At 37.6% G+C, this 26,562-nt stretch carries 21 protein-coding genes and 1 riboswitch; of the genes, 7 read left to right on the top strand and 14 right to left on the bottom strand.

Annotated features, from left to right (window positions below):
• Positions 1 to 32: 32 nt before the first annotated feature.
• Positions 33 to 1,139: an RIP metalloprotease RseP gene (gene rseP / locus FJR37_RS02205; RefSeq protein ID WP_039200560.1), complete on the bottom strand. Its 1,107-nt coding sequence runs from the start codon at positions 1,137 to 1,139 to the stop codon at positions 33 to 35.
• 404 nt (positions 1,140 to 1,543) lie between these two features.
• On the opposite strand from rseP, the gene FJR37_RS02200 reads away from it, so the two are divergent.
• The 4 genes from FJR37_RS02200 (at position 1,544) to FJR37_RS02185 (ending at position 4,331) form a co-directional block, all read left to right on the top strand.
• A complete protein-coding gene (locus FJR37_RS02200; protein WP_168465170.1) occupies positions 1,544 to 2,164 on the top strand; it encodes a Uma2 family endonuclease in 621 nt (206 codons plus the stop codon).
• Positions 2,165 to 3,055 carry an ABC transporter permease gene (locus FJR37_RS02195; protein ID WP_168465169.1) on the top strand — a complete coding sequence of 297 codons (891 nt, stop codon included), beginning with the start codon at positions 2,165 to 2,167 and terminating at the stop codon, positions 3,053 to 3,055.
• A gap of 139 nt (positions 3,056 to 3,194) precedes the next feature.
• Positions 3,195 to 3,359, top strand: a complete 165-nt coding sequence (locus FJR37_RS02190; RefSeq protein ID WP_168465168.1) for a hypothetical protein — start codon at positions 3,195 to 3,197, stop codon at positions 3,357 to 3,359.
• Positions 3,360 to 3,431: 72 nt separating this feature from the next.
• On the top strand, positions 3,432 to 4,331 hold the full coding sequence (locus tag FJR37_RS02185; RefSeq protein ID WP_168465167.1) for an ROK family protein: 900 nt from the start codon (positions 3,432 to 3,434) through the stop codon (positions 4,329 to 4,331).
• 309 nt (positions 4,332 to 4,640) lie between these two features.
• On the opposite strand, the gene FJR37_RS02180 is transcribed toward FJR37_RS02185, so the two are convergent.
• Entirely contained in the window at positions 4,641 to 6,275 is a 1,635-nt protein-coding gene (locus FJR37_RS02180) for a CTP synthase (RefSeq protein ID WP_168465166.1), read from the bottom strand.
• 208 nt (positions 6,276 to 6,483) lie between these two features.
• Here FJR37_RS02180 and FJR37_RS02175 point away from each other — a divergent pair, with 208 nt between their 5' ends.
• Positions 6,484 to 8,238 (top strand): N-acetylmuramoyl-L-alanine amidase, encoded by a 1,755-nt coding sequence (locus tag FJR37_RS02175; protein WP_168465165.1) that lies wholly within the window; start codon positions 6,484 to 6,486, stop codon positions 8,236 to 8,238.
• A 192-nt stretch (positions 8,239 to 8,430) separates the two neighbouring features.
• On the opposite strand, the gene FJR37_RS02170 is transcribed toward FJR37_RS02175, so the two are convergent.
• The 9 genes from FJR37_RS02170 to FJR37_RS02130 all read right to left on the bottom strand — a co-directional run bounded on the left by FJR37_RS02170 (position 8,431) and on the right by FJR37_RS02130 (position 19,677).
• On the bottom strand, positions 8,431 to 8,634 hold the full coding sequence (locus FJR37_RS02170; RefSeq protein ID WP_168465164.1) for an HNH endonuclease: 204 nt from the start codon (positions 8,632 to 8,634) through the stop codon (positions 8,431 to 8,433).
• A 484-nt stretch (positions 8,635 to 9,118) separates the two neighbouring features.
• Positions 9,119 to 9,493, bottom strand: coding sequence for a KGK domain-containing protein (locus FJR37_RS02165; RefSeq protein ID WP_168465163.1), 375 nt, complete (start codon positions 9,491 to 9,493; stop codon positions 9,119 to 9,121).
• 157 nt (positions 9,494 to 9,650) lie between these two features.
• Complete coding sequence (locus FJR37_RS02160; protein ID WP_053539401.1) at positions 9,651 to 10,019, bottom strand: KGK domain-containing protein; 369 nt, start codon at positions 10,017 to 10,019, stop codon at positions 9,651 to 9,653.
• A gap of 92 nt (positions 10,020 to 10,111) precedes the next feature.
• Positions 10,112 to 12,490, bottom strand: coding sequence for a dynamin-like GTPase family protein (locus FJR37_RS02155; protein ID WP_168465162.1), 2,379 nt, complete (start codon positions 12,488 to 12,490; stop codon positions 10,112 to 10,114).
• A gap of 54 nt (positions 12,491 to 12,544) precedes the next feature.
• Positions 12,545 to 15,034 (bottom strand): U32 family peptidase, encoded by a 2,490-nt coding sequence (locus FJR37_RS02150; protein ID WP_168465161.1) that lies wholly within the window; start codon positions 15,032 to 15,034, stop codon positions 12,545 to 12,547.
• Positions 15,035 to 15,093: 59 nt separating this feature from the next.
• Positions 15,094 to 17,175, bottom strand: a complete 2,082-nt coding sequence (locus FJR37_RS02145; RefSeq protein ID WP_168465160.1) for a TonB-dependent siderophore receptor — start codon at positions 17,173 to 17,175, stop codon at positions 15,094 to 15,096.
• Between the two features lie 257 nt (positions 17,176 to 17,432).
• Positions 17,433 to 18,320, bottom strand: coding sequence for a hypothetical protein (locus FJR37_RS02140; protein WP_168465159.1), 888 nt, complete (start codon positions 18,318 to 18,320; stop codon positions 17,433 to 17,435).
• A gap of 60 nt (positions 18,321 to 18,380) precedes the next feature.
• Positions 18,381 to 18,890: a hypothetical protein gene (locus FJR37_RS02135; RefSeq protein WP_168465158.1), complete on the bottom strand. Its 510-nt coding sequence runs from the start codon at positions 18,888 to 18,890 to the stop codon at positions 18,381 to 18,383.
• Between the two features lie 139 nt (positions 18,891 to 19,029).
• Positions 19,030 to 19,677 (bottom strand): class I SAM-dependent methyltransferase, encoded by a 648-nt coding sequence (locus FJR37_RS02130; protein ID WP_053539394.1) that lies wholly within the window; start codon positions 19,675 to 19,677, stop codon positions 19,030 to 19,032.
• A gap of 111 nt (positions 19,678 to 19,788) precedes the next feature.
• Here FJR37_RS02130 and FJR37_RS02125 point away from each other — a divergent pair, with 111 nt between their 5' ends.
• Together FJR37_RS02125 and FJR37_RS02120 are read left to right on the top strand one after the other, a co-directional pair.
• On the top strand, positions 19,789 to 21,441 hold the full coding sequence (locus tag FJR37_RS02125) for a glycosyltransferase family 39 protein (RefSeq protein ID WP_168465157.1): 1,653 nt from the start codon (positions 19,789 to 19,791) through the stop codon (positions 21,439 to 21,441).
• A gap of 267 nt (positions 21,442 to 21,708) precedes the next feature.
• Entirely contained in the window at positions 21,709 to 22,617 is a 909-nt protein-coding gene (locus FJR37_RS02120; protein ID WP_235335023.1) for a hypothetical protein, read from the top strand.
• 318 nt (positions 22,618 to 22,935) lie between these two features.
• Here the strand turns inward: FJR37_RS02120 and FJR37_RS02115 are convergent, their stop codons facing one another.
• From FJR37_RS02115 to ntrB, 3 genes are all read right to left on the bottom strand, one after another.
• Entirely contained in the window at positions 22,936 to 23,769 is an 834-nt protein-coding gene (locus FJR37_RS02115; RefSeq protein WP_053539391.1) for an ABC transporter ATP-binding protein, read from the bottom strand.
• A gap of 17 nt (positions 23,770 to 23,786) precedes the next feature.
• Positions 23,787 to 25,229: an ABC transporter substrate-binding protein gene (locus FJR37_RS02110; RefSeq protein WP_168465156.1), complete on the bottom strand. Its 1,443-nt coding sequence runs from the start codon at positions 25,227 to 25,229 to the stop codon at positions 23,787 to 23,789.
• Between the two features lie 82 nt (positions 25,230 to 25,311).
• Positions 25,312 to 26,157, bottom strand: coding sequence for a nitrate ABC transporter permease (ntrB, locus tag FJR37_RS02105; protein WP_027401592.1), 846 nt, complete (start codon positions 26,155 to 26,157; stop codon positions 25,312 to 25,314).
• 99 nt (positions 26,158 to 26,256) lie between these two features.
• Positions 26,257 to 26,453: riboswitch (cyclic di-AMP (ydaO/yuaA leader) on the bottom strand.
• Between the last annotated feature and the right edge of the window lie 109 nt (positions 26,454 to 26,562).

Raw genomic sequence — 26,562 nt, 5'->3', positions numbered from 1 at the left:
ACCCCTACAATTCCTATTGAGAATAGCTGGAGTTACAATTTTTGAAACAATTGTTGTACCCATTCTAGCTGGGATGTTAATTGGGTTGTTTCTTTGACAATTAGGAAAATACCTAATCCTAAAAGTAACACTAAGCCAGTTTGCATCACACCTTCTTGAATTTTGTTAGGTAAAGGCTTACCAAATAATCCTTCAATGAGTAAAAATGCTAATTGTCCACCATCTAAAGCGGGAAGAGGCAAAATATTAATAATTGCCAAGTTAATACTAATAATTGCCGCAAAAGAAAATAAATTGGTACTATCACTAGCTGCTAATTGTGCGCCAATTTGGACAATTTTTACAGGTCCAGAAACTTGTCCCACCGTTTGTCCAAAATTAGTAATTAACTGCCCAAAACCTTGAAATGTTCCTACAACTAACTGTTGGAAGCGATTAGCAGCAACTTTGATAATCTCGACAATATCTTGAGGACGACGATAAATTGCTTTACCATTTGGACCCAATTCAATTCCTACCACACCTTTACCATCAGCACCTTGTTTGGGTGTTAGTTTCAGGTTGGTTTGTTGGGTTTCGTGTTGAATTTTCAGGTCAATTTCTTGATTAGGGTGGGTTTGGATTTCCTTGGTTAATAATGTGGTTGCATCTTTACCTAGTGGAATTTCTTGACCATTCACAGCTATAATAATGTCTCCTTCCCGAATCCCTGCTTGATAAGCGACGGATTGTTCGTTTACAGGTTTGACAAGTACACCTGGTTGATACTGAAATTCTTGGGGTATACCAACGATTCCCAGTTGTAAAGCCAACATTAAATACGCAAAGATTAAATTGGCGATTACACCAGCACTAATGACTATAGCACGGTCTAAAACTGGGCGGTTACGCAGCAAGTTTGGGTCATTGGGGGGAATTTCGCTATCTGGATCATCATCGGGAAAGCCGACAAAGCCACCCAAAGGGAAGGCACGGATAGTGTATTCTGTTTCTGATCCTTGGTACTTTAAAAGAATCGGACCAAAACCCAAGGAGAAGCGGTTAGCATAAATGCCTTGAGAACGGGCGGCTATGAAATGTCCCAACTCATGTACTAAGATCAAAATAGCCAAGACTGCGATCGCTGCTAAAACTGACATAGAGCAAATTAATCAAAATATTCGGATATATATTCTTATTGTAGTTTGGGAATGGGCAGACAGAACCCATTTCCTGTATTAGTTTTGTCTCAGTTGGGCTATCCTTGCCCAGATAATGCAGTTACGTTACTTTTTTGATATAATCATGGGCTGCAAATATGATATGGTGTGATCCACTTGAATGGAGTATAAAAATTAGGTCAAAAGCCATATATCACGGTACTCTTATGGTTAAACATAGCTAACTCACTCTACAATTTTATAGGCGGGTAAGTAGGTGAACACAATAAAACCAATCTGTGTAAAGAAAAGTAAAATCGCCCAAACCCTCTTCACTCTTGCCTCTTGCCTCTTGCCTGTTGCCTTGCCATAACGACGATTTTCAATGCTAACCTACTTAAATTATGATTCAAGCTTTACCTCAAACTAAATTAGTCAGCTTTGAAGAGTTTACAGAGTGGTATCCAAATACAGGAGTCCGCTATGAATTACATGATGGAGTAATTGTAGAAATGACACCACCCGTAGGAGATCATGAAGAAATTGTTGGATTTTTAGCTACACAAATTACATTAGAGTTTAGTCGGCTAAGACTTCCTTATTTCAGCCCCAAAACAGCTTTAATCAAATCAGCAAACAGCAAATCAGCATACTTACCAGACATAATACTGTTAAATCGGTCTAATCTCGTCAATGAACCTTTGTGGAAAAAACAGTCTACTATTAGTGAATCTGCGTCTGTTCCTCTTGTGGTGGAAATTGTCAGTACAAATTGGCGTGATGATTACCACAAAAAACTGGCTGATTATGAACAAATGGGGATTGTTGAATATTGGATTGTTGATTATGCTGCTTTAGGTGGTAGAGCATTTATTGGCAATCCCAAACAACCAACTATTTCTATTTATCACCTAATAGATGAAGAATATCAAGTTAGTCAGTTTAGAGATAATGACCTGATAATATCACCAAGTTGGCCAGAGTTAAATTTAACTGCTAATCAAATTTTTAAAGCCGGTGTTTAGATGACAATCACAAAAAAGCAATTACCCAATTTCTGGAAATTTCCCAAAAATCCTAGCCTCTCCCAGCGATTAATGCAGATTGGGTTGGGTATGACTCTATTTTTCATCTTTTTAGCCTTTTTTGCTCCTGTTTTTCAAGGTTGGGGGTGGTTGCAAAACCCGAAGGAATTTCTTGCTAACCCTATTCATGAAGCGCCTTCGGTTAAACATTGGTTTGGTACAAGTCGTTTAGGCTATGATGTCTTCTCTCGCAGTGTGTTTGGTGTGCAAGCGGCGTTGCAAGTTGTGACTTTAGCAACATCTTTGAGTATGATTATTGGTGTGCCATTGGGAATGGTTAGCGGTTATTTGGGAGGAAAATTAGATAAAGCTCTGTTGTTTCTAATGGATAGTATTTATACACTGCCAGGATTACTACTGTCGGTAACATTGGCTTTTGTCGTGGGGAGAGGTATCTTAAATGCTGCGATCGCCATTAGTATAGCCTACATTCCCCAATATTATCGCGTCGTTCGTAACCACACCGTTAGCGTCAAAACTGAAGTGTACATCGAAGCTGCACAAGCAATGGGGGCTTCTACCTGGGTTGTCTTATCTCGGTATCTATTTTTCAATGTTATTCAAAGCGTCCCCGTCCTCTTTACCCTCAACGCCGCAGATGCCATATTAGTCTTAGGCGGTTTAGGATTTTTAGGTTTAGGATTACCCGAAGAAGTACCGGAATGGGGATATGATTTAAAACAAGCTCTAGAAGCACTACCTACAGGCATTTGGTGGACTACCTTATTTCCTGGTTTAGCAATGACAACTTTAGTTGTAGGGTTATCACTACTTGGTGAAGGCTTAAATGAATTTGTCAATCCTCGTCTGAGAAGAGAAAATAGGCAATAGTCATTGGTCATTGGTCATTGGTCATTGGTCATTGGTCATTGGTCATTGGCAAAAAATAACTAATGACAACCAACAACTAACAACTAACAACTAACAACTAACAACTGACAACTGACAACTGACAACCTGAGAGAGTTTTGTGAACGATAATATTACTTTAATTGCGGCTGCTACAGGTGGATTCATGATTTCTGTAGCTTTATCTGGTATTTTAAAAGGCGCACCCATCACAGATTGGCAACAAGCACACAAAACTTCATACCCAATTGCAAATGTGCAAGTTATGAAAAAGGGTAATGGGTAATTGGTAATGGGTAATTGGTAATTGGTAATTGGGAAAAATAACAACTGACAACGAACAACTGACAACTAACTAATGACAAAACAAGTAATTGGAATTGACTTAGGGGGGACTGCGATTAAGTTGGGACGATTTACAGCAGATGGTAATTGTTTACAATCTTTATCTGTGGATACTCCCCAACCGGCAACACCAGAGGCGGTATTATCTGCTATTGTAGATGCGATCGCCGAAATTGACCCCAATAATGAAAGTATCGCCATTGGTTTGGGTACTCCGGGTCCTGCTGATGCTACGGGACGCATTGCCAAAGTTGCCATTAATCTCGTAGGATGGCATGATGTCCCCTTAGCAGATTGGTTAGAAGCCAAAACGGGTAAACCGACAATTTTGGCAAATGACGCTAACTGTGCAGGTTTAGGAGAAGCTTGGTTAGGTGCAGGTCGAAATTTCCCCAATTTGATTTTACTAACTTTGGGAACTGGCGTTGGTGGGGCAATTATTCTTGATGGTAAATTGTTTGTCGGACATCAAGGTGCAGCAGCAGAATTAGGTTTAATTACCTTAAATCCTGATGGACCGATGTGTAATAGTGGCAATCAAGGTTCATTAGAACAACATACTTCCATATCTGCTATCCGTCGCCGCACAGGCAAAGAACCAGCAGAATTAGGCGCACTTGCCCAAACCGGAAATCCAGAAGCCTTGACTTTTTGGCAAGAATATGGTAAAGACTTAGGAATTGGTTTAACCAGTTTACTCTATGTGCTGACACCCCAAGCAATTATTATTGGTGGTGGTGTCAGTGGGAGTTTTGAATTTTTCTTACCGTCACTAATAGCAGAAATCGAAAACCGAGTTTTACCAACATCTCGCGCAGGTTTGCAAATTCTCCCAGCAGAATTAGGAAATGCAGCAGGAATGGTAGGCGCTGCTAAGTTAGCATTAACAATTAGACAAATATGCGTATCCTAAAACCTTTGTAGAGACGTTCCATGGAACGTCTCTACATTATTTCTCGGAGATGTCTATTAAATAATGGGACAGAGTTAATTATACAACTGAATTTTTCTGTTCCCTGTTCCCTGTTCCCTGCTCCCTGTTCCCTGTTCCCTGTTCCCTGTTCCCTGTTCCCTGTTCCCTGTTCCCTGTTCCCTGTCACCTGTTCCCTGTTCCCTGTCACCTGTTCCCTGTTCCCTGTAACCTGTTCCCTGTCACCTGTAACCTGTTCCCTGTTCCCTGTCACCTGTCACCTGTCACCTGTTCCCTGTCACCTGTTCCCTGTCACACTTGTACAGGCTTAGGTGTAGCAGTTGCAGAATGAGATTGAGAAATGGCAGCGGTCATAAATCCTTTGAATAAAGGATGAGGTGCATTAGGGCGAGATTGAAATTCAGGGTGAAATTGACAAGCGATAAAGAAGGGATGTTTGGGATATTCGACAATTTCCACTAATCTACCATCTGGAGATGTGCCACTCACTAAGTAACCAGAATCTAATAATTGACTGCGGTAAACATTGTTGAACTCGTAACGGTGACGGTGGCGTTCGTAAATGACTTCTTCTTGATAAAGTTGGAAAGCTAGAGTGTTGGGAAGTACCCGACAAGGATATAACCCTAAGCGCATTGTTCCGCCTAAATCTACCACATCCTGTTGTTCTGGTAACAGGTTAATAACTGGATTGTCCGTATATGGGTCAAATTCGGCACTATTGGCATTAGATAAGCCTTCGACATTTCTCGCCCATTCAATCACGGAACACTGCATTCCTAAGCATAAACCTAAAAAGGGAATTTGGCGATCGCGTGCGTATTTAATCGCCGCAATTTTCCCGTCTATTCCCCGACTACCAAAGCCGCCAGGAACGATGATACCATCAACACCTGATAGATAGTTTTCCGGTGGTTCATTTTCCAAAACTTCCGAATTTACCCACCGCAGACGCAAATCACCATGAGTTGCAATAGCCGCATGACGTAAAGACTCAACCACAGAAAGGTAGGCATCACCTAACCGCACATATTTACCAACAATGGCGATTTCGACGGTGTGTTGAGGATTATACATCCGGTCTACCATCGTTTCCCATTGGGTCATATTGGGTTGACGTTGTTCCATTTGCAGTAAGTTGAGAACTTGTTCGGCTAATCCTTCCCGTTCTAAAATTACTGGGACTTCATAGATACTACGGGCATCTGGACTGGTAATAACACATTCTACAGGGACATCACAAAACTCTGATAACTTTTGTTTCAAGCCCACAGGAATGGGGCGATCGCTCCGACATACTAGAATATCTGGTTGAATGCCAATGGATCTCAATTCTTTCACAGAATGTTGAGTAGGCTTGGTTTTCATCTCTCCCGCCGCAGCAATCCAAGGCAACAAAGTAACGTGCATATATAACACATTACGCTTTCCTACTTCCTTTCGCAATTGGCGAATTGCTTCTAAAAAAGGCAGTGATTCAATATCACCCACAGTTCCACCAATTTCCGTAATCACGGCGGAAGGATTAGTTTCTTTAGCAACTCTGAGAATTCTGTCTTTGATTTCATTGGTAATGTGCGGAATTACCTGAACAGTGCCGCCATTGTAGTCGCCTCGGCGTTCCTTGTTAATAACTGACTGATAAATCAAGCCAGTAGTAACACTGTTTAATCGAGACATAGAAGTATCAGTAAAGCGCTCGTAATGTCCCAAATCCAAATCTGTTTCTGCACCGTCTTGGGTGACAAAAACTTCCCCATGTTGAAAAGGACTCATTGTGCCTGGATCAACGTTAATATAGGGATCGAGTTTAAGAATCGAAACCGAATAATCCCGCGATTTAAGCAAACGTCCCAGACTTGCTGCTACAATGCCCTTACCAATACTGGAAACAACGCCCCCAGTTACAAAGATAAACTTAGTCATAGTATTTTCAATTTCTAGCAACTCTTAATAGATTTTGTTCCCGCAGGAGAATTTGTGTAAACAATGTTGGAGGCTTGTATGCAGGATGAATTTTACCCGATTGAATTCTCTTATTTGAGACCAATGTATTGCCACTTTTGCATTCATATTTGATTCCATCTTGGCTATTGTGCCACAGTCTCTATCCTCAAATCTTCTGTGTTTGTCCATGAAAAAACTCTTAGGGTTAGTATTATTTAATTTCTTAGTCACCTCCTCAGTTGCATTAGCACAAGAACCACTTTTAGTAGTTTTTCCCCCGACAAACTACCAAACCAGCACAGAAAAAATATTTTTTATCGGTACAGCCCCCCCCAAAGGTCAGGTTTTAATTAATGGTAAGCTGATTAACCGTAGCAAAGCTGGGCATTTTTCCCCTAGTTTTCCCTTGCAGTTAGGGGAAAATATATTTAAAGTCCGTTACCAAAATCAAGAACGAGAGATTAAGATCATCAGGGTGTCTACTCAACCTGAGTTACCCCAAGGTTTAGGCTTTGCTAAGGATTCCTTGACTCCTGCTGCTGATATTGCCAGATTACCAGGAGAATTAATTTGTTTTAGTGCAGTTGCACCACCTCAAGCTACTGTCTGGGTGAATCTGGTAAATCAAAATATTGCCCTTTTACCCCAACCTTCCCAGGCACAATTACCTCCAAATTCAAGTGTCTTGACGGGGTTAAATCAGCCTAATCTTTCTAGTCTTACCAAATACCAAGGTTGTACAACAGTCACAAATGCTGCTGATTTAGGAAAACCTCAATTTAATTTACAAATTAATGATCAAAGAATAACTCAAACTGGTTTAGGCAAAATCGAAATTCTGTCCCCGACACAGTTACCAGTTGCAGAAATTGCATCAGAATCAGGCGTTACTCGCACGGGATCTAGTACCGATTATTCACGACTTACACCATTGCCAAAGGGAACTATGGCGAGTGTTACGGGTAAGAACGGTGAATGGTTGCGCTTAGACTATGGGGCTTGGATTAATAGCAAGGAAACTAAAATTATATCAGGTGCGGTTGCACCACAGACGGTGATTCGGAGTGTGGGTTATCGGCAATTAGCTGAAGCGACGGAGATTCGTTTCCCTTTAGAAACTGCTGTGCCGGTGAGTGTGGAACAGGGAAATAATGCTTTCACTCTTACCCTTTACAATACCACTGCCCAAACAGACACAATTCGCCTAGATGATAATCGCCTGATTTCTCGCCTAGATTGGCAACAGGTAAGTCCCACACAGATCAAATATACTTTTAACCTCAAAAACATCCAACAGTGGGGCTATAAGCTGAGGTATGACAATACAACTTTGGTTTTAACTTTACGTCATCCACCCGATCTGAAAAATAGCAAACGTTTACCTTTATCTGGCATCAAAATTGTACTTGATCCTGGGCATGGTGGTAAAGAATCTGGTGCTAGTGGACCAACTGGGTATTTAGAAAAAGATGTGAATTTGATAATTTCTCAATTGCTGCGAGATGAGTTGGTGAAGCGCGGTGCTAAGGTGGTGATGACGAGGGAGGATGATCGAGATGTGTCTTTGGTGGAACGTCAGACGATAATTAATAAACAAGAACCTGCGATCGCTCTTTCCGTTCATCATAACTCTTTACCAGATAATGGTGATGCGGAAAAAACTAAAGGCTTTGGTACTTTTTGGTATCATCCTCAATCACACAGCCTCGCAGTATTTTTACAAAATTACGTAGTTAAAAAACTTGGTAAACCTTCCTACGGTGTATTTTGGAATAATTTAGCCCTGACTCGTCCTAGTGCTGCACCGGCGGTATTATTAGAATTGGGTTTTATGAGTAGTCCTGATGAATTTGAAGAGATAGTTAATCCTCAAGCACAGAAGAAAATGGCTAATATTTTAGCTGACGGGATAAGTGAATGGTTTAAAACGGTGAAAGAATAAGAATCAGATCCCCGACTTCTCTAAGAAGTCGGGGATCTAAATATCACTAAGTTTCAAAATGTCGTCGAAACCGATTGTCAATGTTATTAGTTTTTTGCTGATTACAAGTTACAGCAAATTGTCATCAAACCTGGAACAAGAACCCCACCCCCAACCCCCTCCCCGCAAGCGATGAGGGGGCTAGGATGTACCTTATATGATTGGAAATCGCTGTAAGCAGAGAGTTTGTAAATTACTAATATCGTTTTTTCCCCCACGAGATAAGGGGATAATATGATCAATACTGAGTTGAGTTTCTTGGGAGATTTTACCGCAGCTTTGACATTGATATTTGTCTCTTTGGAAAACGTAGTTTCTGACTTCTTGAGGTATGGGAATGCGTGGGGTTTTATTCATAGATTAAAATTTCTGTCAGAATCAGGATATCCAGGATTTGAGGATGTACAGGATGTGATTTGGTGTTTATATTTTGGGATTTTTTGATTTGATATTTTGTCTGAATCAGGATGTCCAGGATTTGAGGATTTACAGGATGTGGTTTGGTGTTTATATTTTGGGATTTTTTGATTTGATATTTTGTCTGAATCAGGATGTCCAGGATTTCAGGATGTACAGGATGTAGTTTGATATTTATATTTGGGGATGTGAGGATTTCTTGATTTAATTATTTGAGAATAAAGGTTTTACTGTTTACTATCTTCACTAATCATACTAATAAATATATCATCAATTATCAATCTTAAAATAAATTAACTTTTTAGAAAATCCTGATTCAGACAATTAATAATCCTGTAAATCCTTAAATCCTGGACATCCTGATTCAGACAAAATATTAAATCGCATCTACACAAACAAAGTCCACCTGCGTGGACTAATTTATTTATGATGTAGCCTCATTTATCTTACGTCGTAAATCATCAAGAGGTGATTCAGGTTCTTTGATTTCTGTGTGTTCTTCTTCAACATAAAATTCAATGCTAAGTTTAAATCTCAATTTTCCTTTCTTCCAAGATTTAGAACCTAAGTTTAGCATTTTAACCTCCATACCTTCCTTGAAGCATTCAGTATTATAATGTCTGTCTTGTAAATAATGAATTTTTTGTCTTCGTAATGCTTCCCATAAAGAACTTAAAAAGTTTGTATCACTCCCTATAAATTCAAATGCTTGTTTCAATTTATTAACTTTGTAAGTTAAATCATTACATTCAATCACATCATCATCATTGCATTCTATCAACTTAAAATTATCTTCCATCTCTTTCTTCCTTTGCGTTTTTACATGATAAAACTCTGATTTGGACAATTAATAAATTAATAATCCTGAAAATCCTTAAATCCTGGACATCCTGATTCAGACAATTAATTAAAATCGCATCTACACAAACAAAGTCCACCTGCGTAGACTAATTAATTTATGATGTAGCTTCATTTAGCTTACGTTCTATCTCCTGAAGGAGTGATTCTGGTTCTTTGATTTCTGGTTCGTCAGGACAAAATTCTAGAGAAACTTTCATTCTTAATTTTCCTTTTTGCCAATTTTTACTAGGTTTTAAAATCTGACAATCAACACCATTATTTATCCAATCATCAGGTTTTTTCACAGATGGTAAAACACGACTATTTATAGATTCTAGTTCATGATTTAAGTGCTTTAAACTACCCTTATCTAAGATTACTTTTGACAAAGCTAAATCTAATTGACTGGCTTTTAAAATATAACCATCAAAATCAATCACAACATCACTTTGTTCAGAACTTATAATTTCAAAATTATCTTTCATCTCTTTCTTCCTTTGCGTCTTTGCGCCTTTGCGTGAGAAAACTCCTATTAGGTGAACACAGAAAAACCTCGTATTCACCTAAAATATTATACCTATTCTTCCCCAATTATCGGCAGTAAATGTTCATATAACTGCATCGCTTGTAAACAGCCATTAATTCCCGCAACTGCTGTATTATATTCCTCAATTTTCCCCTCAACCTGACTCAACAAACGTTGATTATTAGCAATCTTTTCCTCAGCTTCTTGTTGTAAAGTCTTCTCTAAATAACCCCGCGCATGAGTATATTGTTGTAATATCTCATCTGCTTGTTTTTCCCCCATTGGTAATAACTGAGTTTTGATAGTTTGGTTGATAGTTTGACGGAAGGATTTACGAATAGTATCAGAAACTTTCGGTTCAAAATCTAACTTCAATAATTGTCTAATTGCAGGTTCAGCTTCAATTACACTTCCTGCGTCGTAAGCTTGGGAAGTTTGTTCTAATACTTGTCGAAATTGATAGATAGAAAATGTGCCTTCGTTGTAAAATCTAGGACTTTCTCTGACAAATCTATCGCACTCCACTCTAGCAGCACTAATTAAAGCTTGAGAAACCCGTTCTTCTATGACTTTTACCTGTAATTCTATTCCTCCATCATTCCCTAGTAAGCGATATAATTGACGGTAATATTCTGATTTTCTAATCTTTTCCATTACCTGTTGAAATAGATTAGCAACAACTTGTTGACAAGACTCTATAAAAATGTCTTCTAACTCATTTGATAGATAATAAAAAGCCTCTACTAAAATAGCTAATAAAGGTGCAGTTGCATTGCGGGGATGACTCAAAGTAGCGCGACGGTAAGCATCAGCTACAGAAAAGGTATCTAATAATTCATCAAGACGACGAATCATCCGTGATTGTAATTGTCGAAAATCTGCTTCAAAGTCTTCGCAGTTATTATTAATAATCTTGTTGATTTCATCATTAATATGCTGATTAAATTCTCTTCCAACTTGCTGGAGTTGCTGATTTAATTTTTGCAACTCATATTCTTTCATACTCTCGATTTCTCGCGGTTGACTATCTAAATTAATTTGCACACTTTGATAGTGTTTTTTGAGTTTGATACAAATATCTTCTAAATCATCTGCGAGATTTTTGAATAATTGGGGACGTTTCTCTTCTGTGAGATAGCGAGTAATTGATGTGCGAAATTCTTCAATTCCACTATCTTGAATGAGTTGATTAATTAACGGTGTTCCCTGTTCGCTTAAAATTCTCACATAGTTGTGATTAGAAGTTTCATAATTATGGAGAGAAATTCTAAATTGACTGGGAGAAAGTTTACCTGAAGCAACGCAGTAGCGATTAAATTCATTGACAAATTGTGGTGTTTCTTCTCTACTATCTAAACCTTTAACACTTTCTGCAAAAATCGAATCTAATCCAAATCTATCCTGTATGCTTGTTTTTTTTAGTTGACTTCCATAAAATCCTAACAAACCACTGGTTTTATAAACTCTGTTAGTATCTCGAAATTGACTGTTAATTAAATCTTCTAAACGTTGTCTAAGTTGATTCTTGTACCAAGTTTCATCAATGCGATTAAAGATATAAAAAACCCTATCTCTAATCCCTGCATTTTCCCGCATTATTTCTAATAGTTCGGTTTCTTCTTTCGTCATATCTCCTGCTGACGCAGGTTTGAGAACACAAACTACTGCTGAGGTATCTGAATGTTGAATTTTTTGATATGTTAATTGTGCATCTTTTTCTACTGGTGCATCAATTCCTGGTGTGTCTATAATGACGTTACCATCTTCCAAAAGCGGATGATAACAATAATACTCAATTCGTTTCAAAACCGCGCTATTACTACCTCTTCTAGCATATCCTGCGGCTTCTTTGAGGTTAGTAAAATTAAATTGTTCCATCGAGTATGTCGCATTATTGATTGTATTAATGCGATCTCGATTTGTGACATATCCTTCTAATAGCAAAATTAATGCTTTTGCTTGTTTTGCACGTTCTGATTTACTTTCTCCTCCCTCTTGTTGAATAATTGCTGTACAACCTTGATGCAATAAATCAACTACATCTTGTTTATGGATATTCTCTACGGTATTAAATCCCAATTGTTGACACAAAAACACCGCTTGTTCTTGAATTTCTTTTTCACTCAAAAAGGTTAAAACAACTCTTTCTGAATCTACAGGTGCATATTCAATTTTACATTCTGTACCAGTTGCGTGTCCTTCTGCACTATATAATAATTCTCTCTCCAAAAGTGCATTAATCAACATTGATTTACCCGCACTAAAAGCACCCGCAAACACAATTTCAAACTTGGGAGAAATCGCTTTATCCAAAGAAATTTGCACAGATGTAATATCTTGAGAACGCAAAGCTGATTCTTGCTGTAGAAGTTGGAGAATAGATTCAACTTGTGCTTGCAATTGCTGGCACTGGGGCATTAAACTGGACATAAAAAGTAGTAATCAAGGTGCATAAGTATTGTAATACTACTTATTGCCATTTAGCTACATTATCCCCAATGCACCACGAGTCACACCTAATTGGTTTTGTAGCTTCAATTCTCTCCACAGTTGCGAACCGATGATTTCTCCTTGGAGTAATTTCTGATAGCTATGTATGGTTTTTTCCACTTGTTCTGGTGTTTCGCTGACAAATTCAATCCGTAAGTGCTGTAAACCCAATGAAATCAGCCGTTGTACGTATTCTGCTCCGGTTTGTGCTGTGGCGTTATATACTGTATTTCTGCATCCTGCGTCTGCTTTAAGAATGTGTTCACTACCTACTCTGTCTCTGATTATAACCGCTTGTGTATCACAAGGTCTACCACAATTGGTGTAATCTGTTCCTTCAGATAGAAAAGCGCAGAATACACAATGTTCCATGTGAAACATTGGTATATGTTGATGAATTGTGACTTCAAAATTTTGTGCTGGGTAATTGGTAATTAGATCTTCCAGTTGATTAATATTTAAGTCGTAAGATGCTGTTAATCGTTCTAAATTAAAGCGGTTTTTAAAGTAATCTGCGGTTAAAGGGTTAGCAATATTTAAGGAAAAGTCACCAACACATCTTTCATTCGCAAAATATTCTAATTGGTCATAATTTCTAATTAAATAACCATCAGCTTGGGAAGCAAGAACTTGTTTTAAAATCCAGGTTTCTCCAGGTTTGGTTATCCGGGGTGGTGCGACAAAAATACTAATTTCTTCCTGTTTTGATTCTCGCACTATTTTTACTGCTTCTTTATAATTGCGAGGATCTTCAAATTCACAATATATAGTTTTGATATCTGTTGTTAATACTGCTTTTAATTGTTCGATGTTTCTCACCAAAACAATCAGGGAAGGGGAAGCAGGAATTGGTGTAGATTTAGAACTAATTAAATCTTGCCATTTTCCGTGATGATTTAATTCCCAAAGTTTGGGTCTACTTCTTAATTCCTCTAATTTGCTAACTATTTCCCGACGCATTCGGTTTAACTCACTCACAGGTAACATAATATTACCGTTGAGATTATTTATAAAAGTATCTAAATGGAAAGGTGTATTTCCTAACCTGCCAAATTGTTCTTTTAATCTTTCTGTTGAGAGGGGTTTTGTATGTGCCTCAGCTATCAATATTTCTGATTCTACTTGCACTATATTCCAAGATTGATCACGGGATATAGCTATTAGTTTTTCGCCAATCTCTCCATGTACTTCGATATTAATCGGTCTGGTAAATTGGGGATGTTCTCCAGTATAACTTTGACGGATTTGTTTATCCAATTCTGGATCATTTGTCTTCCAAACTTTATCACCTATATGGATATTATGGAAATTTAAATCATTTCTGCCAAAAGTTAAGATGACATCCTGACCATTAGGAATAACTGCATATATTCGTCCCCCTTCTTCCTTCCTTTCTGGGTGTCCGCAATCAAAAACAATCCCATCTCCGGGTTTAACAGGTGCTTCTAGCTTTATTGTTATTTCGGCATTTCTAATTCGGGTAACTTCTCCCAAATAAACACCCCGTTTTTTACCAAATCTTCCATGTACCAATTCTTGATTATTAATTCCCTCAAACCAACCTGTATATAGTCCGCGAGAAAATGCCATTTCTAACTTATATTGGTCTTTCTTTCGACTAGAAAACGTCTCTACATTTGTTTCTAATAGTTGATTTAAAGCTTGACGATAAACGCGAGTTACATTAGCAACATATTCCGGTGCTTTCAACCGTCCTTCAATTTTCAAAGAAGTCACTCCAGATTTAACTAACTCTGGTAAAACGTCTAAACCTGCTAAATCTTGAGGACTTAATAAATATTTTCTATTACCTAAATTCACAACTTCCCCATCTGCAATTAAATCATAAGGCATTCTACAAGCTTGAGCGCATTCTCCCCGATTTGCAGAACGTCCTCCTAGTGATTCACTGGTTAAACATTGTCCAGAATATGCGACACACAAAGCACCATGAACAAAAACCTCTAAAGGTAAGGAAGTATTTTTTTGAGATATTTGTTGTTGAATTTTATTAATTTCAGAAATCGAACATTCTCTTGCCAAAACTACCAATTGACAACCCAAAGATTTAGCAAATTCTACCCCCGCAGCACTGGTAATAGTCATTTGGGTCGAAGCATGAATCGGAAAGTCAGGGGAAAGATGACGAATCAGCCGACAAATCCCCACGTCTTGCACGATCACAGCATCAACACCAGCAGAAATGATAGTTTTGAGGTATTGCTGTGCTTCCCTTAGTTCCTGGGGGAAAATCAAGGTATTCAGCGTGATATAACCTTTGACTCCCCGCAGGTGCAAAAATTCCATTAATTCGGGTAAATCTGCTTCTGTGAAATTTTCAGCCCGCATTCTCGCGTTAAACTTTTCTAAACCAAAGTAAATCGCATCTGCACCATTTTCTACTGCTGCTTGGGCGCATTCCCAGTTACCCGCAGGTGCTAGGAGTTCGGGGATTTTGAGGGTAGGGGTGGAGATGCTTGTCATTTTGGTTAAGTCAAGGTTATGTCAGCTTATAGATTGTACCTAAATTGAGGGAAAGTTGCCTACAAACTAGAAGTTAGACCCACACGGAAAGTAAAACCAGGACTATATATCCGATTCACTCGTTCATATTGTTCACCCAGAAGATTTTCTAAGTAAAAAGTTAATCCCAAGTTTTTATTTACAGGAATCCGTCCACTCAAATCTAAATTAAAGAAAGACGGGGCAAAATCTGTACTTTTTTCTCCTGCTGCTGCATTATTAAAAACAGAACGACGAGTACCGCTATTATAAGTAGCATATAAATTACCTTGCCATCCATTCTTTTGATAACCAATTCCAGTTTGTAGCCAAGAATAGGGAATTAATCCTAATTGTAATCCCTTTTCTCTGCCAGTTTTGATTTGAGCATCTGTGTAAGTATAGTTGAGAAAAGCTGACCATGCACTGGCAATTTTTAATTGCAATGCTGCTTCTAAACCATTGGTATCTACTAAACCAATATTTTCCCATCTGCCACTAATTATGCCCAAACGATTATCTAAACTATTACCAAAATAAGTAAATTGTCCTAACAAATTTGCAGACAATCTCACATCTATTCCCGCCGTCCAAGTAGAACCTGTTTCTGGTTTTAAATCGGGGTTAGGATTCCAATTATGAACCGTATCAAAAACATATAATTGATCCAACCCAGGATTGCGTTGCGCCCCTGCCCAACTTCCACGCACTGCAATGACTGGATTAACTGCATAACGTAATCCAACACTAGGATTAAAATAACTCCCAAATTGACTATCAAAGTTTTGTCTTACCCCTAAATCTGCTTGCACAGCATCGCTAAGTTGCCAAGTATTAACAGCAAATAAAGCCGTATTAAATGTACTTCTATCTTCTCTTTCGTTTTTAGCAATTAGGGCAGGATTCGTACTCAAAACATCGCCAATTAAATCGGTATTTTTTAAATCTAATCCCCAACGTAATTGATTATTCGGGGTAATTTTCCATTCATGATCTATCCTAGCTTTGAATTGTTGTGTATCTAAAATTCCGGTTCGGTAAAATGTCGCTCCCGTTGGTCCGTATGTGCTAAAATAATCTCGGTTGTAACCCAATGTAGTTGTTAAATTGGAATTTTCTCCCTTACCAAGTCGAGTTTTCCAAGATAAGCCAATATTCAAACCATCATGATCTAATCGGTCTCTTTGTAAAGGAAAACCGAAATAAATCAACCCCCGACGACTACTCAGGGTAGTTACATCTAAATTCAAGGAGTTTTTAGGATCTAAATCTACACCTATGCTACCAAAATAAGTGCTAGTAGCTGTATCTGCATTAAATAAGTATCCTTGAGCATCACGATTTGCAGCACCAACAGGAACGCGATAACGATTATCTATAAAGAACCTTTCAAAGCTAAAGTTGTATTTGACTTTATTCGTTGACCCACTATAAGTTACCTGTTGATTATTTAAGTTTAATGAGCCAAATTCAGCACTAGCATTTAGTTTTGGTTTGCCATAACCTTCTTTGGTAATGATATTGACAACTCCGCCAAAGGCTGAAGAACCATATAAAGAAGCAGCCGTACCGCTATATAATTCGACTCGTTCAATAGCCTCTATCGGAATACTATTTAAATCAGTTGCACCATGATATGTACTGATATTACTATTAATTGGTCTACCATTAATCAGGAATACAGATTGATTAATTGAAGCTCCTCGATAGTATGTACCTGTGTGAATATCTGCGCCATGTCCCACATCATTAATAGCAAAACCGGGCATTCTTTTTAAAACATCAGCAACACTCGTTGCACCCTGTTTTTGAATTTCTTCTTTTTCAATTACATAAGTGGGAGTAGATTCAGGGAGAACATCTTTTTCCCCAATGGTGTCTATGGAAATATCTGCATCGTCTGTAGGAGTTAAATCTGTTTCTGGGGCGGGTTCTGGCTTAACTTCGGTTACTGTTGGTTGTTGGGTTAATAATTGAGCATTTGTGGCGGTTAATTCAATTTCACTTAAATTAGGAATATCTAAATTGACTGCATTTTGATTATTTTCATTATCAGCAGCTACAGCAGGAAATGTCACCAGTAAACTTAGTAAATAAACTGGTAGGAAAAAATTCTTAGTCATATTTTTGGACTCACACCCGGTAATAAAAATCACTAATTTCCATTTTCCCTATAAATAGAAATTGTGTCAAAAGACAAGCTGTCATACTTATACTCATAAAGACTCAGATTTAAAAGGATGAAGTCCAAATTTATCTGCGTTTATCTGCGTCCATCTTCTTCCATCTGCGGTTAATTATTTCTTCTTGTACTTCAAAATATAGTGGTTATCGCTAGAATTCAATAAAATAGAGGGCGCAGACCCTGCGCCCCTACAGACTAAATTTCAGCGATCGCTCGTTCAATTAAACGTCGTGCTAAAGTCTGAGTTCCTGTGTGTTCATAGTAATTTGTAGACACATCTATAAATGCTGCTAGATAATCTAGCTTGTCATCAGCAATTTGTGTGAAAGATTGCAAATTACCAATTACTTTTTGTGGGGTTAAATTATTGCTTGTCACCAGCCCACTCATCCAACCGCTAACTGAATTAAAACTTTCCTCAATAAAGTTGAGTTTACCGGCATCGCCACTGCCAGGAATAGTATTTTTGATGCTTTGGAAAGTCGAGTTTTGGTTTAAATCCTGGGGATTCATTCGACTAATCCCAGATAAGGCTTTGTTAATAAAATCTGGTCCCAGGGGTATTAAACCATCAACACAAACTAATGCCACCATGCGGATAAGTGACTCACCACCATACTCACCTAAAGAGCCGACAAAATCGCCGATACTATCTCCAGGAATACCGTTAATTTGACAAAAGGCGACTACTTCAGCTACTAATTTCAGGGTTAAGTCAATGGTTTGAGCTTTGTCTGGTTTGGGAGTCAGAGAGTTTAAAAAACCGAGCATGGGAATGTTTTCCCCAATTTTATTAGCCAAAGCTGCTGCACCCAAAGCCTTATCTGCACCGTCAACGGTTTGATAAAGCCAGAGGGCGGTTTGATATCCTTGGGATTTATCGTTAAATAAATAAATTGCTCTTTCGCCAATTTGTTGAATTAAGTCTTCGTCAGTTTCCCCGGTAACAGTTTTAATGGTATTCACAAAACCAACTGTATTTTCCCATTCACCAGGAGCAACAAAATCTAAAGCGTTCAACATGGAAACAGTCAAGTTACTGGTTGGTAGTTCGTCAACTAGCTGCTGAATTGGTTTACTCACAAGATTCTCCTTATGTATGTTTTGTATTAACGTCGGTTGTTAGTTAGGGAAGCGATTAAACTATTTCAACGTTGCTAAACCATCAAGATTAAATTTTTCTATCCAGGCTGCGCGATCGCTCGCAGTAAATGATGGACTTTTAGAAATCACCTTCACTTGGTACTTATTCACTAGCACAGAAGTTTGAGTATTACCAACTTTTACTGCGGGATAACCACCTATTTTTTCGGTGCTATTAGCAAATTTAGCCGCTGCCCCTGGTATGCTACTGGTATCAGAAATAGCGAGTTGGGCAACTACATTACCACCCTTTTTCAAGTTTGCCTCAGAAAAGCCCTTTTTCTCTTGGGTGTAGACTCGATCATAGCCATCTCCGCCACTGGGGAAGAATTCATTTAATTTACTACCCTGAGTTGCATTTTTAACTACTGCCTGTCCACTTCTTTGCTTCGTACTTTCCTGTTGTACTTGATCAAAACGACTGGGTGCTTTTGTCGCGCAAGCTGTAGTCAGTAGTACAATTGATAGCAGTACAGCAGCTAAAACTCTCCGCCCACGATTTATCACCATTTTTGGCTTCTCCTTGATACTTGAGCTTGTGAGGCAATTATCAACTATTTTGTCACTTACAAACTAGAAAATTTACTTTTAAATAATGATTGGAGGTAGTGATCATCACAAAATATTTGGATATTTTTGTAGTACAAGACTACGCGAGACGTTGAGCTATCACTGCATAAAAAGGATCTCCACCTGCTACTCCCAACCACTGCAAGAAAATTGGTGCTGTTGAGGTCGAACAAATCACTTCCGGGGTCGTGAATCCAGGAACTGAGGTAAAATAGCCCTTGACCAATTCTACTCTAAAAGCTTCCGAACCATCTCGCCAGGCTTGAATTGCCTTTTGAAAAAACATCCGGTTAGAAAAACTAATAATTGCTATCCCACCGGGTTTAAGAATGCGGTGTATTTCCGAAAATATAGCCTCTGGGTATTGGATATATTGCACAGAAACACAGTTAATAACAGCATCAAAGTCTTGATCTGGAAAAGGTAACTGGAGATTTGTATTGAGATTTTGGACAAAATAATGATTTAATTGAGTATTTCGGGCTAGTTCTTCAGCATTTAGTCCATGTCCTTGTACATGAGCAAAATCTATCTCTGTAGGTAGATGCGATACCCAGCTACTCATTAAATCAAGAACACGCATATTTGCTCGAAGTCGCTGATAATATAAATCAGTTAATTGTTGAATAAAACCATTATCTACATGAGTGACAAAGCGAGGGTAATTATAGAATAACTGATCATCCGATTCATCTAACTTAATCCGTTGATTTGGTTGCAGTAGCATAAATGTCTTTTTTACCTGATCTAAAAATTTTGGCTAGTATTCTAATTGGTAAGTTAGTTTTGATAACTTCACTTATTTTACATGAAAAATACTATATTTTACAATTCATAAATGTTTTTTAAATCACCACGAATCATCAATATTATCCAATTAATTCGGCTATTTTGGCAATTCCCATATTGCAAGTTATTAATTTGGCTACTTCCTTTATTGTTATTTACTTCTGGGGAAACCAGTCTCATGGCTCATGATGAAACACTTTATGCTTTGAGAGCTAGACAAATGTTGGAAACAGGTGATTGGGTATCACCTTGGGGTCATCCTCATCATAAGACCCCTGGTTTTTATTGGTTAATTGCTATTTTTTATCAAATATTTGGCGTTAGTGATACAACCGCGAGAATACCGACAATGATTGCGGGAATTTTGAGCATATTTGTTATTTATAAAGTGGGAGAAATTCTTTTATCTCAAAAATTAGCATTTTGGGGAATTATTATTCTCAGCGTAGAATTTTTGTGGATACAATATTGTCGGTTATCAACACCAGATTTACCAACTATATTATTAGTATTTATAGGAATTTTCTTTTTATTAAAATCTGATATAAATCCTCAAGAACGATATTTATATGGTTTTATCACCGGGGTGAGTTTTGGCTTAGGTTTTTTGATGAGAAGTTTAATGATTTTTCTGCCAATGATGGCATTATTACCTTATTTAATCATAGATCATCGTCGTCATCGTCATTTAACTAACCCCATGTTGTATTTAGGGTTTTTGGTCGGTTTAATTCCTACCTTAATTTGGCTTTATTTTAGCTGGTTACGTTATGGTAGCGATAGTATTGCAGCTTTATTGGGATTTGTTATAGAACTAGGTAGTCATGAACAACATAGAAATGGCATTTTATTTTATGTATGGAATCTAGCTTTAAAATCTTTTCCTTGGTTCTTTTTTAGTTTATTAGGAATAACATTAGTAATTCGGTATTCAATTTCTAAATATCCATTAATATTAATCGGGTTTCCCGTTATCTTATTTACTGAATTGAGTATATTTTCCACTCGTTTATCTCATTATAGTCTTTGCATTTATCCATTTATTGCTTTTTTATCTGCGGTGGGTTTAGATTGGTTAGGAAAAATTTACCAAAAAGGATTTGATGATCAATATTCATCTCATCAGATGATTTATTTACCGAGAAATATTAGTTATGCTTGGGGAATATTAGGCATAATTTTAGTTTTAGCCGGAATAAGTATTTTAGTTTGGGGTGAGGTAAATATTCACAAATATGCAATTCTGATGATATGTTCTGGTTTTGGTAGCTTAATTGTGCCGTTAATCTGGATAGGTAAGTTTTATTATCACCGTAAGTTTTTAACTTCTCATTATTGGCTAGGTAGCTTATTAATTAGTTGTTGGTTATCTGTAGCTACAGCAGGTAATTTAGGTTTGTTAGGTGATTTCAACCCAGATTTTAGAGTATTTTACAAACAAGAAACAATTAATAAAGTTTTGCATAATCATCCGATTAACTTTGTTAAAGGTAAAGGATTTAATGATAAAGAATCTCTGCTAATTTACTTCTATACACCTCAATATGGGAAGAATGTAGATTTAGTTTCCCAGTTACCTATTTTGAGTTATGCTTGGATTTACCAACCGAGTTTTGTTGAGTTACCAATACATTATCGGGTTATTGGTAGTTTTAAAGATTATCAATTAATTCAGGTTGTATCTAAAAAAATTCTGATATAGGAGTAATATTTTATTTTTGATAACTAGTAGTCTGTCAAATAAATTTTGACGGATAAAGAAGAAATGAACCACGAAGGACGCAAAGAGCGCGAAGAAAGAAGGAAGAAGAAAAATTTATTTACCCGTCAATTAGTTCTTGACAGACGACTAAGGTATGTTAGCTACAGCGTAACTCACCATGATATTAAAATTTCTCAAATATCATTCATGATTTCTATTTTTATATGTGAAAATTCCTGATAAATATTAAAAGTATAATTTAGGTTTATGTTAAAATACGGGAATATTCTCGATTATTGTAACTTCACCATGAAAAAATTAATTCCCGTAATTGCTGTCATTCTTAGCTATGTATCTTTGATAGGTTGTGGTAACACACCCAAGGTTGCAGTTCAAGAAAATTCGAGTAATATTGTTACTGAAAGTCCAACGGAAACTTCTCCAGTAGCAGTCAGTGAAAAAGAAGATAAACAAGCATCAGAAACACAAAGAAATAAAGATAATAAAGAACATAAGAGAAAATTTGTTCGTAGTAATCTAGATAAAAATACTAAAACGGGTACAAGTATAAAACCCAAGGAGGGAACGGTTACAAAATTAGTCAATGGTGATTTAATGTGTTACGTCACTTTAGTAGATAAAAAAGGAATTGAACACAATGTTGGGGCGACTTTTGAAATGTGTGCTGATGAAAAAAAGGTGTTAAATAAAAAAGTTAATGCCGTTTATGAAATCCAATCAGTGAGTGATTGTCAAAGTGCAGAACCTTGTGGTAAAACTCGCAAAGAATCCATTATTACAAAAATGGAAGTTGTGAATGCAGGTGTAGAGGAAAAATCACCAAGCAGTAATTCCCAAAGTGGTAAATCACAAACTTTAAGTAATGATAAATGGACAATTACTTTGAGTAATACTGATTCTTGGAATGGAGTTAATGGTACGGGAGATGTCAGTTATCAAGGATGTGATACTAATGGTAAATGTCTCCAGTTAACAGGTGGTAAAGTCTCCTGTCGAGATGGTAAATGTATTACAGGTTGGAAAAATGGGGATTATGTCTACATTTTAGAACAACCTATAACTGAAGATGGAAATTCTACCTCCACTTTAATAGTGAGAAAAGATAATACTGAAATTTTAAACTCTCCGGGCTTAAAAGTTGTCTCTGGTAATTAGGGAACAAAAATTTGGCGTTGCTGATTAAGGGTATGAATTTTAGTCTCACGCCAAGGCGCAATCACGCACTGAGGTTTGAGTTTTAAAGGTTCAATTTGGGAATTTCATACCTCGATAAGTAGTGAGACAGAATTAATTACACAATTTTATTGGGAATGGAACGAATCGAAATGAAGCAATCGCAGGGGTTGTGATTGCTTCCCTTCGCTCGCAATGACTGTAAATATTTTTGTCCGATTACTTATGGCTACGCCACGCAGGCTATCAGCAACGCCAAAAATTTAAGCAAATCTGGGCAACAACCGGGGGGGTTTGTCCCTACTCTGGTGTAAAATTTTGATCAAGAAAATTCAGAGCATGATTGCGAAGTTCAAAATATTCTGTGGAGTTACGCATGGCTATTCTATCTCTGGGATGTTCAAAAGGAACTTTTAAAATTTCTCCTATTTTTGCCGATGGTCCATTCGTCATCAAAATAATTCGGTCTGACATATAAATTGCTTCGTCAACATCATGGGTAATCATCATGACTGCTTGACGATGATGTTCCCAAATATCTAATACTTGACGTTGTAATTTACCACGAGTTAAGGCATCTAAAGCCCCAAAAGGTTCATCCATTAATAACATTTTGGGACGAATTGCTAAAGCCCTAGCAATACCAACCCTTTGTTTCATTCCTCCAGAAATTTCATCAGGGTATTTATCTGCGGCTGGGGTTAAGTTTACCATTGCTAAATGTTCATTGACAATGCTAATTTTTTCGGCACGGTTGGCATTTTTCAAAACTTCATCTACTGCTAAACGGATATTTTCGCGGACAGTTAACCAAGGTAATAATGAATAATTTTGAAATACCATCATTCTATCGGCTCCTGGTTTACGAATCTCTTTTCCATCTAAGCGAACTGAACCAGATGTAGCTTTTTCAAAACCACCAATTATTTTTAATAATGTGGATTTACCACAACCAGAATGACCAATTACAGAAATATATTCATCTTCCTTAATAGTCAAATTAACATGATCTAAAACTGTGAATTTTCCTTTGTCCTGGGTTGGATAGGATTTAACTAAATTTTCGATTTCTAAAAATCCGTTACGGGGCAAAGTTTCTGTAATATTATGTTGGGATGAAGTTATATATTCCATAATTAATTACCTATTTTTTAGGATAAAAAAAACTGAGAAGGAGCGTTAGCACGGATATCAAAACTATGAAGATATCCTACAGGATTACTAGGATCAAATCCTTTTTTATCTATAAATGCTTCAGGAGGTTCAACTTTATAATCATCTTTGGGACATTCAATTCCCATTTCTGCGGCTATCTCTCGATATAAATCGGTTCTCCAACCTTTTGCGGCTACTTCTTCAGCATTTTTAGGAATTTCTTTGATTTGTCCCCACCGTGCTGCTTGAGTCATTAACCAAAGACTGCGAGAACGCCATAAAAATGTAGAATGTTCCCCTTTTTCGAGGGGAATACTGTTAGGAAGATCATAAAAAATTGTGGTGTCATCTGCTTTGATAGTGCGGTCTTTGCCATCAAAACCACCATAATTATAATTGCCAATAATTCCCGGTCCAGTAAATTTAGTAATAGGCACACCCGGCTTTTTAGGTTTCGCACCAGTAAATGATCTTTCTGTCAGTAATTCGGCTATTTCTTGACGATTTTCGGGTTTGCTACAATATTGACAAGCTTCAATCATTGCCTTTACCAAAGAACGGTAAGTTTTAGGATAATTAACAATAAAAGATTCCATTACACCCAGGAGTCTATCTGGATGTCCGTGCCAAATTTCCTTACCTTGAGCGAATGTAAAACCAATACCTTCATTACCTGTAATTGCTCTAGTATTCCAAGGTTCGGCGACCATGTAAGCTTGCATTGCCCCAATTCTCATGTTTGTTACCATTTGCGGTGGTGGAACAATTATGACCCGAAATTCTTTAAGAGGATCAACACCCGCAGCAGCAGAAAGATAGCGAGCAAAGTATTCATAAATGGCAGAACTGAGGACTACAGCCCAGATTTTCTTTTCTGGGGGTTGTTTGTCAAAATAGCCGCGAAAGTCCTTCCCAAAGGCTTCTAAAGCCCCATCACCGTATTTTTGTTGATATTCATACCAGGGACGAATGCCATAGTCCCACATATCCTTACTCATGGTCATAGCGTTACCATGTTGGTGAATGGTCATTGCTGCACACAAGGGAGCATGACGCGCACCTTCTGCACCTATTCTAGCGTTGGTAACAGCACCGGAGACGACGGGGGAAGCGTCGAGACGACCGAAAATTAAGCCGTCGCGGGAGGTAGCCCAACTGGCTTCGCGGTTGAGTGTAACATTTAAGCCATATTTGCGGAAAAATCCTTTTTTCCAAGCGATCGCAAATGGCGCACAATCATTAACAGGAACATAACCCACAGTAATGTCCGGTTTTTCTAAATCTTGGGATTTGACTACTGGTATCACCGCTAAAGCTTCTTCTGTTAGTCCCTTCGCAGATTTATCTCCCGAAACAGCACAGGATGATAATATTATTCCCGCAGTTGTCGCCCCTATTCCTGCAATAAAATCTCTGCGAGTTAAATGATTTTCAGTCATAATTTATCATTTGGGATTTTATGAAAGTACAAATTCATCTGCGTTTATCCGCGTTCATCATCTTCTATCAGCGTTTAAATCATTAATTTCCTGGACGGTGAGTAACTAACTCTTGAAGTTTGCCCACACCGTAATCTAAAACCAACCCAGTTAAGCCAATTATAAACACTGCTAAAAATACAGAACTCAGATTTAAACGACTCCATTCATCCCAAACAAAAAAGCCAATTCCTATTCCACCTGTCAACATTTCTACAGCCACAATTACCAACCAAGCAATACCTAAACTAATTCGCAAACCTGTAAAAATATAAGGCAAACTAGCAGGTAGAATAATTTTGGTAATCTGTCGCCAACGGGGCATTTCTAAAACTTGTGCTACATCTAAATAGTCTTTTGGTACACTAGAAACTCCTAATGCTGTATTAATAATAGTTGGCCAGAGGGAAGTAATGAAAATCACAAAAATAGCGGAAGGATCTGCTAAATTAAACAGAGATAAAGAAATTGGCAACCAGGCTAAGGGTGATACAGGTTTGAAAATCTGAATAATGGGATTAAAAGCCAGCATTGCGGGTCTCGAAATTCCAATCAAAAAACCCAAGGGAATTGCTACTAATGCCCCTAAACCAAATCCTAATATTACCCGCCGTAAACTGGCTAATAATAACCAACCAATTCCTAAATCACCTGGACCTCTCTCATAGAATGGATGTAAGATATAGTCCCAATTAGCAATTAAAGCTTCCGGTGGTGTGGGCATTAATTCATGGTTAGCTAGTGCTACTACCCACCACAATAAAATAATTCCTAAACAGCCCAGTGCGGGAAATATGAAAGTATCTTGAAAAATTACTGGTTTGGTTTTTCTCCAAATAGCTTTTCCAGCAACTGCGACAATGGCAGCTAAATTTAGTTGCAATATCATTTATTTCACCTCAGCAGAGTTAAGCTTGGATACGCAAATATTAACTAGTACCAACCTTGGACACTGATGAGATCAGAACATAATTAAAATTCTGTCTCTTCAGTCTCCTCTCAATGCCTACGAAGTTAGCTGACGGGCTAGGGTTGAGAGATACCCTTTTTTGCTTGATTTTAGATTTGATTTGAGTTTTAAATCTTAAATTCCTAAATTAGTCAAGACAAAAATACGCCCCACAATTTGGTTCCTCCGTTCCAGCACTATTAAATTAAATGTACTGGATTAAGCTGACTTACTTAATTCTGAATAATGATAGAACATTAACATTTATATTCAGTAATAACATCAGTATTCGTCATGAATAATAGTTTCCGGCGATTATAAATCGCTACTACACAGGCTAAGTCC

Source organism: Aphanizomenon sp. UHCC 0183 (assembly GCF_009712065.1).
Lineage (GTDB): Bacteria > Cyanobacteriota > Cyanobacteriia > Cyanobacteriales > Nostocaceae > Dolichospermum > Dolichospermum heterosporum.
Note: the sequence above shows the minus strand (reverse complement) of the source record. Positions and strands in the feature narration are given on the sequence as shown.